Source organism: Leptospira ellinghausenii, from assembly GCF_003114815.1.
Taxonomy (GTDB): Bacteria; Spirochaetota; Leptospiria; order Leptospirales; family Leptospiraceae; genus Leptospira_A; species Leptospira_A ellinghausenii.
This window is the reverse complement of the sequence record NZ_BFAZ01000009.1, coordinates 1,264,887-1,282,006: the sequence shown is the minus strand read 5'-3', so window position 1 is coordinate 1,282,006 and position 17,120 is coordinate 1,264,887. Positions and strand designations below refer to the sequence as shown.

18 protein-coding genes and 1 tRNA gene are annotated in these 17,120 nt (G+C 37.3%); 10 read left to right on the top strand and 9 right to left on the bottom strand.

Going from position 1 to position 17,120, the window contains the following annotated elements:
* Positions 1–2: 2 nt before the first annotated feature.
* Both DI076_RS14565 and metG read right to left on the bottom strand, forming a co-directional pair.
* Positions 3–1,295: an adenylate/guanylate cyclase domain-containing protein gene (locus DI076_RS14565; protein WP_108960490.1), complete on the bottom strand. Its 1,293-nt coding sequence runs from the start codon at positions 1,293–1,295 to the stop codon at positions 3–5.
* Positions 1,296–1,299: 4 nt separating this feature from the next.
* Complete coding sequence (gene metG, locus DI076_RS14560; protein WP_108960489.1) at positions 1,300–3,345, bottom strand: methionine--tRNA ligase; 2,046 nt, start codon at positions 3,343–3,345, stop codon at positions 1,300–1,302.
* A 120-nt stretch (positions 3,346–3,465) separates the two neighbouring features.
* Here metG and DI076_RS14555 point away from each other — a divergent pair, with 120 nt between their 5' ends.
* Positions 3,466–3,957 carry a tellurite resistance TerB family protein gene (locus DI076_RS14555; protein ID WP_439957299.1) on the top strand — a complete coding sequence of 164 codons (492 nt, stop codon included), beginning with the start codon at positions 3,466–3,468 and terminating at the stop codon, positions 3,955–3,957.
* The gene (locus DI076_RS14550) at positions 3,950–6,619 is read left to right on the top strand and encodes a TIM44-like domain-containing protein (protein WP_108960487.1); all 2,670 of its coding nucleotides are present in this window, start codon (positions 3,950–3,952) and stop codon (positions 6,617–6,619) included. The genes DI076_RS14555 and DI076_RS14550 overlap by 8 nt, the downstream gene beginning before the upstream one ends.
* Before the next feature lie 5 nt (positions 6,620–6,624).
* Here DI076_RS14550 and DI076_RS14545 read toward each other — a convergent pair whose 3' ends face one another.
* Positions 6,625–7,332, bottom strand: a complete 708-nt coding sequence (locus tag DI076_RS14545) for a class I SAM-dependent methyltransferase (protein ID WP_108960486.1) — start codon at positions 7,330–7,332, stop codon at positions 6,625–6,627.
* Positions 7,333–7,355: 23 nt separating this feature from the next.
* Between DI076_RS14545 and DI076_RS14540 the strand changes: the two genes are divergently transcribed.
* The 4 genes from DI076_RS14540 to DI076_RS20165 are packed head-to-tail and all read left to right on the top strand — an operon-like array spanning position 7,356 to position 9,944.
* The gene (locus tag DI076_RS14540; protein WP_108960485.1) at positions 7,356–7,829 is read left to right on the top strand and encodes a TIGR04452 family lipoprotein; all 474 of its coding nucleotides are present in this window, start codon (positions 7,356–7,358) and stop codon (positions 7,827–7,829) included.
* A gap of 12 nt (positions 7,830–7,841) precedes the next feature.
* A complete protein-coding gene (locus tag DI076_RS14535) occupies positions 7,842–9,098 on the top strand; it encodes a serine hydrolase domain-containing protein (RefSeq protein WP_108960484.1) in 1,257 nt (418 codons plus the stop codon).
* A gap of 2 nt (positions 9,099–9,100) precedes the next feature.
* Positions 9,101–9,784 carry an START domain-containing protein gene (locus DI076_RS14530; protein WP_108960483.1) on the top strand — a complete coding sequence of 228 codons (684 nt, stop codon included), beginning with the start codon at positions 9,101–9,103 and terminating at the stop codon, positions 9,782–9,784.
* 16 nt (positions 9,785–9,800) lie between these two features.
* Positions 9,801–9,944 carry a hypothetical protein gene (locus DI076_RS20165; protein ID WP_167396534.1) on the top strand — a complete coding sequence of 48 codons (144 nt, stop codon included), beginning with the start codon at positions 9,801–9,803 and terminating at the stop codon, positions 9,942–9,944.
* Positions 9,945–10,007: 63 nt separating this feature from the next.
* On the opposite strand, the gene DI076_RS14525 is transcribed toward DI076_RS20165, so the two are convergent.
* From DI076_RS14525 to DI076_RS14515, 3 genes are all read right to left on the bottom strand, one after another.
* Positions 10,008–10,637 (bottom strand): hypothetical protein, encoded by a 630-nt coding sequence (locus tag DI076_RS14525; RefSeq protein ID WP_108960991.1) that lies wholly within the window; start codon positions 10,635–10,637, stop codon positions 10,008–10,010.
* 23 nt (positions 10,638–10,660) lie between these two features.
* A complete protein-coding gene (locus DI076_RS14520; protein WP_245918444.1) occupies positions 10,661–11,377 on the bottom strand; it encodes a hypothetical protein in 717 nt (238 codons plus the stop codon).
* Between the two features lie 275 nt (positions 11,378–11,652).
* Positions 11,653–13,329, bottom strand: coding sequence for an acyl-CoA dehydrogenase family protein (locus tag DI076_RS14515; RefSeq protein WP_108960481.1), 1,677 nt, complete (start codon positions 13,327–13,329; stop codon positions 11,653–11,655).
* 133 nt (positions 13,330–13,462) lie between these two features.
* On the opposite strand from DI076_RS14515, the gene DI076_RS14510 reads away from it, so the two are divergent.
* The gene (locus DI076_RS14510; protein WP_108960480.1) at positions 13,463–13,963 is read left to right on the top strand and encodes a crossover junction endodeoxyribonuclease RuvC; all 501 of its coding nucleotides are present in this window, start codon (positions 13,463–13,465) and stop codon (positions 13,961–13,963) included.
* A 102-nt stretch (positions 13,964–14,065) separates the two neighbouring features.
* On the opposite strand, the gene DI076_RS14500 is transcribed toward DI076_RS14510, so the two are convergent.
* Entirely contained in the window at positions 14,066–15,106 is a 1,041-nt protein-coding gene (locus DI076_RS14500; RefSeq protein ID WP_108960479.1) for an arylesterase, read from the bottom strand.
* A gap of 99 nt (positions 15,107–15,205) precedes the next feature.
* Between DI076_RS14500 and DI076_RS14495 the strand changes: the two genes are divergently transcribed.
* Positions 15,206–15,496 carry an LIMLP_16025 family protein gene (locus DI076_RS14495; protein WP_100725966.1) on the top strand — a complete coding sequence of 97 codons (291 nt, stop codon included), beginning with the start codon at positions 15,206–15,208 and terminating at the stop codon, positions 15,494–15,496.
* A 92-nt stretch (positions 15,497–15,588) separates the two neighbouring features.
* On the opposite strand, the gene DI076_RS14490 is transcribed toward DI076_RS14495, so the two are convergent.
* A tRNA-Pro gene (locus DI076_RS14490) sits at positions 15,589–15,660 on the bottom strand.
* Between the two features lie 64 nt (positions 15,661–15,724).
* Positions 15,725–16,219, bottom strand: coding sequence for a phosphohistidine phosphatase SixA (gene sixA / locus DI076_RS14485; RefSeq protein WP_100725965.1), 495 nt, complete (start codon positions 16,217–16,219; stop codon positions 15,725–15,727).
* Positions 16,220–16,291: 72 nt separating this feature from the next.
* Here sixA and DI076_RS14480 point away from each other — a divergent pair, with 72 nt between their 5' ends.
* Positions 16,292–16,810, top strand: a complete 519-nt coding sequence (locus tag DI076_RS14480; RefSeq protein ID WP_108960478.1) for an RNA pyrophosphohydrolase — start codon at positions 16,292–16,294, stop codon at positions 16,808–16,810.
* A 21-nt stretch (positions 16,811–16,831) separates the two neighbouring features.
* Positions 16,832–17,119 carry an acylphosphatase gene (locus DI076_RS14475; RefSeq protein ID WP_108960477.1) on the top strand — a complete coding sequence of 96 codons (288 nt, stop codon included), beginning with the start codon at positions 16,832–16,834 and terminating at the stop codon, positions 17,117–17,119.
* The last annotated feature ends 1 nt before the right edge of the window (position 17,120 follow it).

Sequence of the window (17,120 nt, the reverse complement as noted above, 5' to 3'; positions counted from 1 at the left end):
TTTTAAACCTCGATTGCTAAGATTTCAGTAGTTTTTGTCTTACCACGTAATGAAAGCGTACCCATTGTTTTAATTTTTAATGTCTGTCTGAATTCTAAAGATGAATGGTCATATAATTCTCTAGAGATTAAAAAATTACGTTTTAGCTCCTTACCCAAAGCTTCAAGTCGACTTGCTGCATTGACTGTGTCACCGATCACTGTATATTCTAGCCGTTTTTCAACTCCAACATTTCCAACAATCACGAGACCATAGTGAATCCCAATTCGTATGGAAATTGGTTTTTCTCCATTGGATTCTCTTTTTTGATTCCAGACAGCTAATGCTTGTACCATGGCGATTCCAGCTTTTATTGAGTTGGTTGCATCTTCATTGGAAGGAATCGGAGTTCCAAAAGTAACCATCATCCCATCACCAATAAATTTATCTAGGGTTCCATGATTTTGGAATACAATCTCCAACATGAAACTATGGTATTCCGATAAAAGTGACATGGTTTTTTCAGGACCCAACGTTTCTGAAATTTGAGTAAAATTGGCAATATCACAGAATAAAACAGCTACAGTAGATTCCTTACCACCAGGTTTGAAAAAATCATCCCCTGCTTGTTCGAGCTCCTCGACTACGTTTGGCGAAAAATAACGAGTGAGTTGTGTCATTTTTACTTCATTTGTAACTGCAGAAAGTACTGTTCGCCTAACACGATAAGTAAGGTAAGCCAAAAAGAATCCCAAAACTCCTATAATTCCCATGGACATGATGTAGTTGTTTACATGAGCAGCTGGACCAAGGAAAGCTTCCTTAAAACTCTCTGTACTGATAAACCTAGGGTCTTGTTGGGCATAAACTAAAATCCCGGCTTGGCTTATCACCACTCCCAAAGCATATAACATTGGATATATGGGTTGAATACTAAATGCATTGATAATTAGTGTTCCTGCAATGATAAAATGGACATAAGTTTTAATGAGATAGGTTCTTGGAACTTGGGATTCTCCACCCACTGCATTGTACCAAATAAATGGTAAAATTGTGATGATCACCAAATCGATCACCACACAAAACAAACCAACAAATGAAACGAATTTACCTTTCTTCAAGAATTTTGAAAGTATATACAAAACTACATTAAGCCCTACAGAAATTAATGTAATTGTAAATAATTCGAAAAGGGATTGAGCAACAAAGAAAGTACCAACAGTAAGGAGACTGAATATAATCATTTTTCCATAGAGACTAAATTTAATCCCTTGGATTTCTTTTTCCCTTAATATTTGTTCTGATTTTGTTGGCATTTTTCTATTTCAAAAGATCACCAGGATTTGCATCTCGATCCGGAACAAATAAAGATAATGTTTTTTCTTTACCTGATGCAAGTAACATCGCTTCCGATAATCCAAATTTCATTTGGCGAGGTTTTAAGTTAGCAACAACAACTACTTTTTTACCAACTAACTCTTCAGCTGAATAACTTGCTTTGATACCTGCAAATACGTTTTTGATCCCTTTTTCTCCTAAATCTACTTTTACAAACAAAAGTTTGTCGGCACCTTCAACAGGATTTGCTTCTTTGATAAGGCCCACTCGTAATTCGACTTTGGATAACTCATCGATCGTGATAAAACCATCCTCGGAAACTGTACCTACTCTTGTTTCGTTTGTATTGGACTTATTTGGTTCCTGTTTTGAAGGACTAGGATTTGATTTTTCAAAGGCTTCTTTTGTTTCTGAGATCATAAGTGAAATATTTTTTTCCTCAACTCGTTTCGATAACATTTGGTAAGGACCAAGAGTTTTGTTTTCAATGGTTTCCGACAGATTTAAAAAATTTAAATCTGGAACTTGGAATAATTCCTTGATTGCTATTGCAATTTTTGGTGTCACGGGAGCCAAGTAGGTGAATAGGATTTTTGCACAATTGAGAGAAGTTGTGACAACTTCCCTGGCTTTTTCCACATCTGTTTTGATTAAATTCCATGGGGCATAGTCATTCACATATTTGTTAACTTTATCACCAAGACCCGTGATTTCACGCATCACCTTAGAGTAGTTACGTGATTCGTAGGCATCCCTGATTTCAGTTTCCTTACTCAGTAATTCAGAAACTAAGGATTTTCCTTCGACTGATAAACTTCCAAGTTTACGATCCATTTTGTCTAAAATTGATGTAGAAACTCTTGATACCAAGTTTACTAAATTTCCAATTAGGTCGGAATTCACACGGGATACAAAATCATCAAAGGAGATGTCGACATCTTCCATACCAGATCCAAGTCGACAGGCCATATAAAAACGGAAATGTTCAATATCCAAATGTTTGGCAAACGTGGAAGCATTGATAAACGTTCCTCGAGACTTGGACATCTTTTCTCCATTCACAGTTAAGAATCCATGTACATTCAATTGATTCGGAGCTTTGTAACCAGATCCCATAAGCATCGCTGGCCAAAACAAACCATGGAAATACAAAATATCTTTTCCTATAAAATGGACAATCTCCCCTTTTCCATCTTTCCAAAATTCATTGAATTTTTTCACATCCTTTAGGTGATTTAAAGAGGAAGCCATATATCCAATAGGCGCATCTAACCAAACATAAAAGTATTTGTTTTCTTCTTCTGGGATCGCAAAACCAAAGTAAGGACCATCACGGCTGATATCCCACTCTTGTAACCCAGATGTAAACCATTCTTGTAATTTCTTTTGGGCACCTTCGTTCAAACGGTTCCCTTCTTCCATCCAAGTTTTTAATTGGTTTTGGAAGTCTTGTAATTTAAAAAACAAATGTTTTGATTCTTTTAAGACGGGAGTGGTTCCACAAATGGAACAATAGGAATCTTTTAAGTCTTTTGGTGAGTAACTTGTACCACAAACTTCACAAGAATCACCGTATTGGTCTTTTGCTCCACATTTTGGACAAGTCCCTTTGATAAAACGGTCTGGTAAAAACATTTTGTCATGTTCGCAATACGACTGTTCAATGTTTCGAGCAACAATATGTCCATTTTTTTTTAGGGTTAAATAAATCGATTCCGAGAACTGTCGGTTCTCTTCCGAATTAGTTGTGTAATAATTATCATACTCTACTCCAAACGAAGTGAGATCTTTATAATGTTCCTTCTGTACTTCCTCAATCATGGACTCAGGGGTTTTTCCTGCTTTTTTAGCTGCAATCATGATGGGAGTTCCATGTGTATCATCCGCGCAGAAAAAATAACATTCATTTCCAATTAACTTTTGGAATCGCACCCAAATGTCTGTTTGGACAGCTTCCAATATATGACCTAGGTGGATAGAGCCGTTTGCGTAAGGCAAAGCACTTGTAACTAAAATGTGTTTCGACATAGATTAATTCCAGTTTCCTGACGGGATTTTCCAATTCAGCCTATTTTTGAGAAAAATCAAGAAAAGCGGAAAAAAATGAAGTTGAAGGAAGGGAGATTCACCATAAACTTCCTGTTTGTTATGGCTAAGAAAATCGTTCAAAATTTGAAACAAGTCAAGGGCAATAAAAAGAGTCACCCTGAATCCATTCACAAAACCCTCGATATTGAAAGTGACCTACACATTGAATATGCAAAAGTACTTTTGAGTTTGTGGTCCTACGCCTGTAATGCGGATGGCCAATTCAAAAAGAAGGAAGGGGAAATCGTTGGTGAACTTGTGAATGTCCTGTTTGAACCAGATTGTCTACTCAGTGGATTCCAATCACAGAAAAAACAAGTATTAGAGATTCTTTCCAAAACATTTGAAAACCCTCTACCGATGAAAACCATTTCAAAGGTAGTAGCCGACAGTGATGAATATGCTCTAAATTTTTTCGAAGACGCAGTATGTATTGTGGCATCTGACGGTTCACTGAACCAAGCAGAAACCCAATTCTTAGAAGACTTAGCGAAAGAATTTAAAATTAGTTCTATGGATAAAGTAAGAGTCGAAAAAAAATACCTTGCTTAAGTTCATTACGATAATTTCCCTCTCTGTTTTTTGGATTCCATCCTTCGATGCAAGACCAGGGATGGGAAATTCATACCGATCCTCTAGTTCGAGTAACACTCGATCTTCCTATTCGAGTTATAAACCTTCTTATAACTCCAGTTCTTCCTCATCTAAATCAAATCATTCAAGTACTTCGTATCCCTCATCCAGTGGACCAGAAGCAACATCGTATTTTGAATCTTCAAACCATAAAATTTCAATCCACTTTCATGCAGATGGAAGTGCGGATGTCAATGAATCCTTTCGAATCAAAAAGAACCAATCCAAAATTGGAATTAAAAGACCTTCCTTTATAATCAAAAAAGATGCGGAAATAACAAATTTAGAAGTTTTTCCAGAAACAGTTTATTCTTCGCATAACTCTGGTATCATTACTATTTTTTGGCCAAACAACGAACAAAATCCTGAAATGGATATTTCCATCCATTACCATATCAAAGACACCACCATTTCTATGGGGAAATTGCACCTAGTGAATTGGAAATTCACAAAAACAAATCACTCTTCCCAACCAATTCAATTTGATTTAAAATGGGATCCCAATTCCTTTTCTAAAAATTTAAAGATACAAAATGAAGTCTTTAATGAATCACTTTCAGAATACGAACGATTTGATGTACCTGTTAGCGTAGAAGAGTTTCATATCCAAAGCGACTCATGGAAAAATGTAGAATTAAATACATTTTATGTAATCGACCTACCTCAATTATTACAAAAGGTCACCCAAACACAAAATTCGCATAAGAGAAGTTATACACTAGATGAAACTGTAACTTTGAATGAAAATGGATCCCATCATTACCAATCCAGAATTTTAATACCGAAGGAGAATCCAAACCAAAATTCCCTACAATTACAGTTGGGATTAAATCGATTTCGCGAATATGGTGAATCATTTTGGAATCAATTTTGGACTCCTGCCTTTCAAGTATCCTATGGATTTAAAGGAGTTTCCACATATTTTTGGCATTTATTTTCTGTGAGTATATCAGATGAGATTGCTACTACAGACAACCTAAAACAGTATGATTTTTCATTTTCTACATTGGGAGAGACTTCCAATCGCCAAAACAAAGGTTTAGAACATTGGATACGAATCACAAATTTAGAAAATCGGGAAAATTTAGAATTAGAGTCTTTTCATATACAGTTGTTAAGCGAATCAAATATTGATCCAAACTCAAGTAAAATTGAAATGATAGTATCTGATTGTGAATATTGCTCAGATGTTATGGACCAATCTTCTTGGATTGTACCTATTGAACCAAAATGGGAAGCAGATGGATTTTCATTTGATTGGAATCATCCGATTCCAAATCAATACAAAGTTTATATAAGACTCCAAGAGACTAATAAACATTTCAACTATAATCCAATTCTCATCTTTTATGCAGTATTGAATGCGTTTCTACATTCACCAGGTTCTGGGAATCATATGGGACATTTAGTAGCATTAGGTATCTTCTTTTTAGGTTTTACTATCATCGGATTTTTTTATTTGAATCGAAGAAAAAACCAAACAGACAAAAAACAAAAAGAGAACTTTAACATTTTACAAATCCAAAAAATTGATCCCTATTTTGATTTGGTTCTCTTTGAAAAGAAAGTGATTTTGATTACTGAAAAAACTGTTTTTGCCTGGGACAAAGGAGATATGGAATCTGTAAGGAATTTTCTCTCTGCTTCAGTATTCCAAAGATTTTCCATCCAATTGCAATTGATGAATACAATCGATAGTGAAATCAATCGCATGAAAGGATTCAGTGTTGTTTCTCTTGAAATCATTGAAATGTCGATGGAGTCTGATTATCTAACATTACATTTAAAAATAAAATGCAAAACCAAAGATAAAACCTTTCCAAAACAAACTTCCGAGTTAGAAATTCAAAACCAATTGAACAAAGAAAAATTCAGTGTTTATGAAGAAATACATTCCTATACAAGAAAGATAACGACACAAACAAAACCAAATATTGACTTAATCCATAATTTATGTCCAAGTTGTGGAGCGACTGCTAAGTTTTCTCATTCTACAAATAAATGTGAATACTGTGGAGGAATTTACAATTCTGGCGAAGCAGATTGGGTGTTAACAGAAATTACTCAAGTGGTTGAATGGGAAGAAACAAATTCAAAAAATGAATTAGATTTAAAGAATATGATCGCAAAACAGTTATTAGAAGATAGAGCTAGTGCTGTTTTTTGGAAGTACATTCATTACCAATCATGCCCAAATAGCGAGATTTTAAAGCGAGATTCACTAGATGAATCTTACAAACGATTGTCTGGTCCAGGAAACGCACCAATTCACTCTCCCGTGATTGGATCTTGCCATATGGTCAAATTGGATTTAAATTCCAAACCTCAGAAGATGACCTGTGAAATCCGTTGGAGTGGTTCAAGGAAAAAAGGATTAATTCCAGAACACCGACGTTCTAAAGTCCATTTGGTGTTACTCAATGAAAGATCAAAAAAATTGGGATTTTCTGAGGAATCTTGTAATCATTGTGGAGCACCATTGCCAGAAATTGATTCTAGTGTGTGTCCCTATTGCAAAGGAACCATTCCTGGAAAAGTTAGTGATTGGTTATTTGATTCCACAGAACTGATTTCTCTTTGAGTAAATCATCTTGGTTTCGAATAACAAATCCAATGTCGATCTGATATGATTTCTACATTTAACTTATGGCTCATTCGAATAGAATCAATCATATCAGTTACTTCTTCAATTCGAAAGGCGGCAAACAAACTATTTAGAAAATCTGTTTTTAAAACCTCTGGTTCATCTTTCGCATAACGTTCTACTAGTTGGTATGCTTCTGTTCTTGAGTTGGGACGTAATAAATCGCAAACAAAGATAAAACTATCGTCATCAATGGAGCGCTGGATCGCAGACCAAAACTCAAATGGATTGTGGATGTGATGGAGAAGTGAGTTTGAGAACACTAGTTCAAAACTGGATTCGGGAACAAACTCCTGAATAAGTTCGTTTTTAAAAAACAATTTATTGTTTCTTTTTTCACCAATTAACGTAAAAAGACGCTTCTGACAATAATTTAACATTAATTTGGAACCATCTAAGTAAGTGAATTCGGCATTTGGAAATAATGGGAATAAGCGAGAAGACATATCTCCTGGTCCACATCCTAAATCTAACACCGAACGTGGCGAAAATTTAAGAGGAAGTCTGTTTTGAAAATGTTTAATGATCATCGAATGCGCTGTTTCAAATCCAGCATTTGCATACGAATCTACCTGATTTGGTTCGACCATGAGTTCAGGTTCAGGAATGCGAACCAAAGCCTGAAGGTTAGTTTGTTCCCATCTTTTCATTTTGGTATGAGGTACCCTTTTTTATGAAACAATTCATTCTTTCCATTCTTTTCTTTGTCTTTTTGACAAATTGTATGCTAACAGAAGGGATTGGTATTCCCACTTATGGTGCCGTAAAAGGATCTGAAGCCAAAAAAAGAATATCCGATGCGATTTTCGAAGCGGAATCAACTGCTTCCTCTTTTTGGTTAGCCCAATCAGGAATGAAAGGTGGACAAGGACCAATCTCGCCACTTCTCATCATAAATGGTTTCTTAGCAAAAATTTTGTACTCATACATTTCCAAAATTGAGGATAAAGAGTCATTTCTGGAATCTTCGGTTCTGCAGTGTGAATCGGATATTCGTACCAAAGGCGCATTAGTTTTGGGAAGTATCTATGATGGCCTAACAACTGCTGGGGGAGTGATAAGAGATGCTTACTTACTTCCTGAGTTCGCATCCTGTGAATTAAAGAAAACAGGAAAAATTATCACAATCGAACCGATTTCATTTTAACGAGGTATCAATATGAATCATAAAAAATTAATTGGAATCGCCTTCACAAGTATATCTTTGTTTTTGTTTCAATGCCAAAAGCCCGTTTCTACTGACCAAGATACACAAGCAACATTAATCGCTGGAATCTTTGGATCTTGTTTTAGTTTGGATTCTTGTTTTGACCAATACGCAAGAACAACAGATGAAGGTGCAAGTTTCCAAGTATTTGATCAAAATGGTACAAGGATTTATGCAAGGCAGTCAACTTTAGATTATAATACATACAAACCAATTGCTTCCGGATCCAAATGGGTCACCGCAATTACAGCAATGAGAGTTATAGATTGTAACACAAATAGTGGTACTTATGCACAATGCGGGACAGTAACAACTGGTACTTGTAATAATGGTGCTGTCGGTGGGGCAATTTCCTTATCTCGTACAACAGCACAAGTATTGGGTTGGACAGGAACATATGCAAATGTCACCTTACGCCAATTACTTTCTTTTACTTCTGGATTGAATGCAGGGGGTGGTAATGGATCTGGACAAGCTACTTGTATCTCTACCTTACCAGTTGGAGCAACTTCTACCCAAAAAGATACTTGTGTAAACGAGATTAGAGACCAATCGACAGGAACTCCTGGAGCCTTATACCAATACAATTCCAATCACATGGCAGTCGCACAACGTATGTTAGAAGTTGCTTGTAACAAAACTTGGGACACAATTTACACTCAATTGATCCTAACTCCTCTTGGTTGGGATGCAAGCCAAGCAATTTGGCGAGGGAATTCTAGAGGGGGTACCGATACTGATGGAAGTTTATCTGGGGCATATGGATTGTCCATTTCTCCGGAACATTATGCACGTATGTTGAACGCACTTTTGACCAATGGAACTGCTAAAAATTCCTCTGGTGGAAATATAACAAATTTTTTATCTACAACGTCAGTTACAGAGATATTGTCTGACCAATACAATGGAGCAAAGATTGGATATTCACAATTTTCTGCGTTTGGATACCGATGGCAATATGGATTGGGAAATTGGAGATTTTGTACGGTTACGGATGTTCCCGCAGAATGTGATAAGGACTTGATTTCCCATAGTATAGGAATCAATGGTTTTTACCCTTGGTTGGATCGAAATCGAAATTACATGGCGATCTTAGCAGTAAATAATATTGGTAGAAAAAATGGATTGAGTTTGTTACCACCTTCTTCAACCTCATTATTCTTTGCTGAAACAGTTAGACCAATCATTCATTCACAAATAGGCAGGTAACCATGATCCAAAAACAAACAGTTTTCAAATTCATACTAGGATGTTTCCTATTCGTTCAATTGTTTCCACTCTTGGCTCAAACACCAGAGTGGTCAGAATCAAAACGTAAAAAAGGAATCCAAGTTCTAACAAGGCCAGTTGCTGGCTCCAATATCGAAGAGTTTTTAGGTAAAACAGAAGTTGATGCTTCGATTTCCCAAGTGATTGCCTTACTAGTAGATCCACAATCTTGTAAAAACTTATACCACCAATGCAAAGAGCTAACAGTTCTTTCTGGATCCGAAAAAAAATCATCTGTATATCTAAGGAATGGAGCACCATGGCCTGTCAATGACCGAGATGTCATTATGGATCGTAGTTTTGATCAAAATGATAAAACTCTAACAACTACAATGAAGATGAAACGATTGGATTCAAATGCAAAATCTGCACCTTCTGGTGTGACACGGATGCCAGCGTTTGAAGGGTATTGGAAACTAACTCCCTTAGCCAATGGGAAACTCAAAATTGAGTACCAAGCTCATTTTGAGCCAGGTGGATCTGTACCACAATCAGTCATCAACCTGGTACTAACAGACACTCCCTACGAAACTCTATTAAACTTAAAATCATTGGTCGAACAGGGAAAACACAAAGAAGCAAAATATGATTGGATTAAAGAACCAGTAACAAATCCTACAAATTAATTTTTAGTAACAAAAAATGAAAGTTATCCTACGAATTCAAAATGATATAATGGATTCGTGGGATAAACGTGTTTGGTGTTCCCAACAGATTAAAACCAAAGCCACTTACACCTTCGGTCTCAGTAAAAACATCCGCATTGGAATCAAATTGAATTGGTAGGTTCACTAATTTAATGCAGAAGATACATGATATCCTCTTTTGAAATCCTTCGCCTAACTTAAACTAAAAGGCAGTTCTGAAACCATAGGAAACAAAATTCGAACCACAATTAGGGTCTGGTGGACAATACAAACCAAAGATTCCAGAACGGTGGTGGATTCTTAAAAAAACTTCTGTTTTTCGTTCCAAAGGAAGGTAGGAACTCACCTCTACCATCATATAATTGAGAAGTGCTCTGGATTCAATTGCATCTTTTTGGAGACCTGTTTCTAAATAATAACCTTTTGCTTTATTTTCCAATCTTGGGTTTTCGGATGCCAATGACATACCTTCACCGAGAGAGAGACTGATGGGAGAATCATAAATTCGATTGATTTTGACAATGTAAAAAGCATTTGTTTCCCAATGGTTCATTTCCCCAAAATGTTTGGTAACATTTGTTTCCCATAAAAAATCAAACCAACGAATTCGATAATCCAACGGCCGACTAACACCAATGGTACCTATGTAGGATTCTTTATAGTCTGTTTTTTGCCGAAAAACAATTGGGATTAGATCTGTTGTTGTAAAAATCCCTCCATACAAAACAATATTCCAATTTTCTTTCGGAATAGATATTGAACTAAGAAATCGAAAAGGAAGGAAGAAAATACAAAGTAAAAAAATTGGGATGACTATTTTTGTAAGTCTCATATGTATCAATTGAACTTTAATGATTATGGTTGGAACCAATCTTGGTTTCTTTTTTCCCATTCTGTCAGTTGCAAATGAATCACTTCATAATTTTGTAAAAACAATCTCCTTAAAAATAATTCATACTCTTTACAATTTTCAAAATGAGTTTGCTCCAAAGACTCGCGGAGTTTGGTAGGTTTTTCTTGGATACAGAATTTTTGTAAATTGGAAGGATATCGATTTGAGTTTAACATGGGAGCGATGACACTTGATCCAGTACCAATATAAAATGGCATAGGTGCCCATATCGTTTCATAGGTAGATAAAAAAGAAATTCGATGTAAATTTGTTTCACCGGAAGTCCAAACTAACTCCGCTTCTGTTTCCATTGTTCCATAGTAGATCATCGTAAGAGCTAATAAACTAATCCCAATACTTTTGAAAGGTCTTTGGCTTTCGCTTCGAATTACAAGAGTTAAATTATTTATATTGGTTAATTCAAATCCTCGATCCCATCGTGGAAGTTCGTTGGGATTATGTGGTTTTTTTTGGGGAATTTTAGGCAACTGGTTTGGATCAGGAGGAGGCAGTGGAACAGTCGTTAAATCTGCAACGTTCACTTGGTCATCAATGAGAATTGCAGGTGGAACAGGAAATACTTCAGGAAATACCTTTGCGAGGATGGGATCCATTGTTGTCCAACGGATGGAAATTGATTTATTCTTCGAAAGTTTTGCTTCCGAACTGAGTTCTGGCATTGGCGTTTTGCACATTACGTTCAAAACAAACAGAATTATAATGTAAAATACAAAATGTAACTTCATATAACAGAAATAAGATTTTGGTAATACCTTAGACTTCTTTTCAAATCAGAGAAAGTTTTTTATCCGATTTGTTTTTGCTATAGGTATAAAAAAAGCCTGAAAGTTCAGGCTTTTTAGCAGTAGTTGTCGTATGTTTTATGACATTTCGACAAATGTTTGAGTGATTCTTTACCGAAGGGAAATTCCTTTCGGTAAAGAAGATTCTCTTTTTAAGAAGCGAGTGCTTGGTCAAGAAGGTCTTTCGCTACAACGCGAAGAGCCATTACTTCTTCCGCACCTTCAAAGATAGAGAATACACGAGCATCCACGAAATAACGTGAAACTGGATATTCTTCCGCATAACCCATACCACCATGAATTTGCATTGCTTCACGAGTCACCCACTCAGCTATTTTGGATGCATACAATTTTACAAGTGTTGCTTCCATTTGGCCTTTGTGGTCATCGAGTAAGGTTGCTACATAGTTTGTGTATTGGCGAGTGGCTTGAGTGATCATTGCCATCTTTGCAATTTTAAACTTAGTTAAAGTATAATCGTAAATTGGTTTTGCGAATACTTTACGTTCTTGGGAGTATCGAAGTGCTGCTTCAAGAGCTGCTTGCATCACACCGTTGGCACGAGCTGCAGTTTGGATCCTTCCACCAGCAAATCCTTCCATTTGGAAGTAAAAACCTTTTCCACGACCAGCATCACCACCAAGTAGGTTTTCCTTAGGTACAAAGTAGTCTTCAAAAGATACTTCGTAAGAGTGCATTCCTCGGTAACCAATTGTTCCAATTGCTTTTCCTTGGATGGACCCACCACCTTCTTGTTTGTAGCTGAACTCATGTCCTTCAAAGGATGGTTTTTCAGCTAGAAGGATCGAAAGTCCTCTATGTTTGAGACTAGGATCAGACTCTGTCCGGCAAAGGATGAGAAGTAAGTTTGCATACCCTGCAAATGTACACCAAGTTTTCACACCGTTGATGACAAATCCACCTTCTACTTCTTTTGCTGTTACGGAAACTCCGGCAACATCAGAACCGTAGTTAGGTTCTGTTACCATGATCCCTGCAAATTTGTCACCAGATGCAAGAAGTGGTAACCATTTGTTTTTTTGTTCTTCAGTTCCCCCTTTGAGGAGAGCCTTGGACATAATTTCAGGACGAGTGATGAGGGAACCTGCTGCTCCGAGTGATCCTCGGGAAAGTTCTTCTGTCACAACTAACATGGAGATGTTGTCAGGGCGATCATTTGGTTGGATTCCACCAAACTGTTCTGGAATACAAAGACCAAAACATCCCATGTCGCGAAGGCCATTGATGATCTCTTGTGGGATCAAATCATCATGTCTATGAACATGTTCTGCATGAGGTACAACAACGTTCTCAGCAAAGTCTTTGAAAATTCCACGGAAATTTTCGTGGTCTTCAGAAAGTCCGTAAGCACCAAAATGTCCAAGATCAACGATTTTGTCCACGATGGCTTCGTAGTTTTCCATTTTCGATGCAGCTTCTACAAACGCATTGATTTCATCGGAAAACAATTTGGAGAATAATTCCTGATACGTTAATTCATATTCTGCAGGACGCGCTGCAAGTTCAGAACGAATGTTAGAAACAGTTTCCGCCACAAATGTGAGCGCCATTTTCTGTTCCAATTCACCAGTTCCTTTGGAAGCGTCCCAAGCATATACGATGAAGTTTTCAGCTACACGTTGTTGTGCTGTCATCCAAGCAAGTTGGTAAAACACATGTTGCGTTTTGTCCATTTTGCTAATGGAAACTTTACCGTTGTCGGAATTTTTCTGTGCGAGTCGTTTCGTAACTTCATTGAGGAGGGCGGCTTGGGCGTTCAATGCCTTCTCCGCCTGGGATTTTTCGAGTTTCACTGCCGTTGCGGTCATGTGTTTAACGTTCCTGCGGGTGGTTTTCTTCCACTATACGGAAGGAAAGTACCCTGTCATTTTCATTTTTAGACTAGGTTTTGCCTTGGGTTGGAGAAAACTGTCCCGAAGATAGATTTTAGGAAAGAAATAATTGAAAATTATCGGAATTGATCCAGGGTCCCACCGCGTGGGCTATGCCATCTTGTCCTTCCCTGAGGGACTACGCCGCAACCCGACACTTTTGGGCTACGGGACAATTGAAGTGGCACCCAAAACCCCTTCTCCTAATAATTTACTGCAAATCCGAAAAGAACTCCAAGCCATTCTTACCGAACACAAACCTGAATGGGCAGCTGTGGAAGAACTGTTTTTCGTACAAAACACAACAACTGGAATGAAAGTTTCAGAATCTCGAGGTGTGATTTTACTCACCTTAGGCGAAAATCAAATTCCCATGGTGTCATTAACAGCCACGCAAATCAAAAAGGGAATTTCTGCCAAAGGGAACGCCACCAAAAAAGAAGTTCGGGCGGCGATCCAAATGATTTTGGGTTTTAAAGACCTAAAAGGCCACGACGATTCTTGGGACGCCATCGCTTGTGCCTTTGTAGGTCGTTCTTTAGTTGGAAGTGCTCCTAGCCAAATTCATTGATAAAAAGATTTCATTCTTTTGTTCACGACTCGCATTCGCTGTCACTGTTGCAAAACCAGATGGCAAAACTTGTCATGGCCTTTGCGATTTTTTTTCATTTCTTTATGGTTTTGGACAAACCAAAAGGAAATCTTCAAACACTTGTGAAATGAGTAGTTTGTCTTTATAAACAAGACCTGTACTTCCAGCAGAAATTTCCGAACCTTCGTTTGCATAAATCTCAGTGACTTCTTTTGTCGCTGGATTGATTTTAAACACACGAGTGGGAGCTAAATTGTTTCGGTTCATCACATGGCGAATGAATTTATAAGGGGAATCATGCGCTGCAAGCCATAACATACCATTATCATCTTCTAAAATATTATCAGGACCTGCACCAATCGGAATGGATTCTAAATACTTCAAATTCATTTTGCCATCCACACGATTTACTTCGTAGACTCGTATTACTTTTTCCGAAAATACAGATCGATACAATAACTCTTGTTTGCCTTGTTTACGAATGTAAATTCCATTTCCTAACATCACAGGAACTCCCAAGGATTGGAATGTTTTTCCATCGTAATAGGATACATCAGCTCGACCACTACGAATGATCATATCCCAATACTTGCGAAATGTTTGGCTTGTTCCATTGTCATTGGATGTAAAAATTTCACCTGATTCATTCATGAATAAATCATTTGGACTTGTAAGAGATGGATCACTTAATGTTTTCGTATGAGTCCATTTTCCTGCCTTTGAACGTTCGAATATTTCAATTGTATGTGGAATATCTTCTTGGAGTGTGTGCGAAATGACAGCAAGTGTATCCACTCCTTTCACTTTCGCATAACTAATTCCATGTGGTCTAAAATTCTCTGGGTAATTTGTTTCTACTTTTTTGGCTAATAATTTCTGTTTGGGATCCGAAAATGAAATTTCGAACAAAGCACCAATATCCTTTAGTCCATTTCTTCTTTCATGAGAGGAAACAATTACGCTTGAGGACTCTCGGATGATATCGAAGTCTTCTGGGCCTGGTGTACCTGTGATTCGTTCACAACCAACGATTGGTTTTTCTTGGATTTGGCCTCCACAATTGAAAAGGGAGACCAAAATTGAAAAAATGAGGAAAAAGTGCCGAAATGGGGTCAAACGCATGTAGGTAGTTTACCGTAAGAATTCAGATTCCACTATCAATTTCTTTCTCGACATTATTGTGCAGTGCAAAATAATGGAATCCAGAAGGAGTCCTCTCCGATGAGCAACGTGGAAAACAAACTACAAGATATCGTGAACGCTGGAATTGGTGCTGTTAAAACTTCCAAAGAAGTTTGGGAGAAACTCGTTGTGGACCTGAACGAGAAAAAAAGCCAATTCGAAACCAACTTTCAAAAATTGAAAGAACAAGGGGAAAGTGACACAAGTGATAAAGCCCTAAAAGTGAAAATGGGAGTTGCTTGGGGAATTGTTCGATTCGAAGAACTCAAAGACAATGTTGTGAAGTATCTAGACAAGGTAAAAGAAACCAACGATCACAAACCTTCTTAAGTTTTATTTTTTCATCTCACCATCCTGAATTTTCTACCGGCAGGTTTGTGCTCAAACCTGCTGGGTTTTTTGCACAAAAAGATAACCAACCATCGGAGTGACCGGATTTGAACCGGCGACCCCTTGCCCCCCAGACAAGTGCGCTACCGCTGCGCTACACCCCGTGTTATGAAATCCAAAAACCTGAATAGATCCACTTGGTCAAGCCTTACAAACGGAAGACGTAACTTAGGATTCCGTACCTAAATTATCGGGAGAAATCGCCCAAATGATTTGGCCGTGGTCAAATTTTTCGCGGGCAACATTGATGGCAATTGTGGACCCTGGTTGGAAAACTAAATTTTCAGCTACACTAGAATTCCCAAGTAATTTGGCAGCGAAGTAAGTTATATCTGGATTATGACCAACTAACAAAACAGTATCGGAATTACTAAAATTCACCAAACAAGATATAATGTCTGTACAACCTCTACCTGCTGCTAAATCGTCGGATGCGACCATTTCACCATTGTACTTTAATTCTTCGGAAAGAATTTCGGCAGTGTGTTTGGTTCTGGTATATGGGCTATAATAGACTTGTTTGACGGATAAAGATGAGTTTTTAATAAATTTACCGATTTTGTGAATGTCACTTCTTCCTTTATCGGTTAGTTCTCGTTGTGAATCGGAAATGGTAGGGGTGGAGTTTTCTGCCTCACCGTGACGAACCAAAATGATCTTCATACTATCTCCTAATCCCAAGATTGAAACTAAGGATTTCCCAAGAAACAAAAAATTAAGGAATTTCTTGCGAAAATGGATGAAAGGGACATTCTAACAATTATGACAAACAAACCCTACCGAAAAAATGTAGGAATGGTAGTATTTAACTCTTTGGGTAAAGTAATTGTGGGAGAACGGATTCAATTTCCAGGTTCTTGGCAATTTCCTCAAGGAGGAATCGATGAAGAAGAAGATTATTTAGAAGCCGCAAAACGAGAATTATATGAAGAACTTGGAATCAAAAAAGCAATTTATGTGACTGAATACCCTGATTGGATTCCATATGATTTTCCCAACTCTTTAGGACTCAATTCTCATCTACAAAAGTTTCGTGGTCAATTACAACGATGGATTTTGTTTTATTGGGATGGGGAATTAGAAGAATGTGATTTGGTTCATCATGAACAAGAGTTTTTGACTGTAATCCATATGGAGATCGAGGACACAATCCAAGTTGTCATTGATTTTAAACGCCCTGTTTATGAAAAGTTTGTTCCTCTTTTTAAATCTGCGATTCAAAATTACATTGCAGAGAATGTTAAATCAAAGTAAGGTAATTGTAGGAGACAATCTTTGGGAAAATCAGAAGAAGCAAGAGCTAGAATTATAATACGGGGAACCGTACAGGGTGTTGGATTTCGTTATTATATCCTACAAAAAGCCCAAGAAATGAGACTCAAAGGTTATACTCAAAACTTACCGAATGGGGAAGTGGAAGCAGTTGTCGAAGGTGATAAACTTTTTATTGAAGATTTATACCGTGCAATGCAACGAGGACCTACAAAGGCAAAGGTAAAGGATCATGTCATTGAATGGAGTGATCCTAAAAACCAATTTAAAACTTTTTTAATCAAAAAATAAC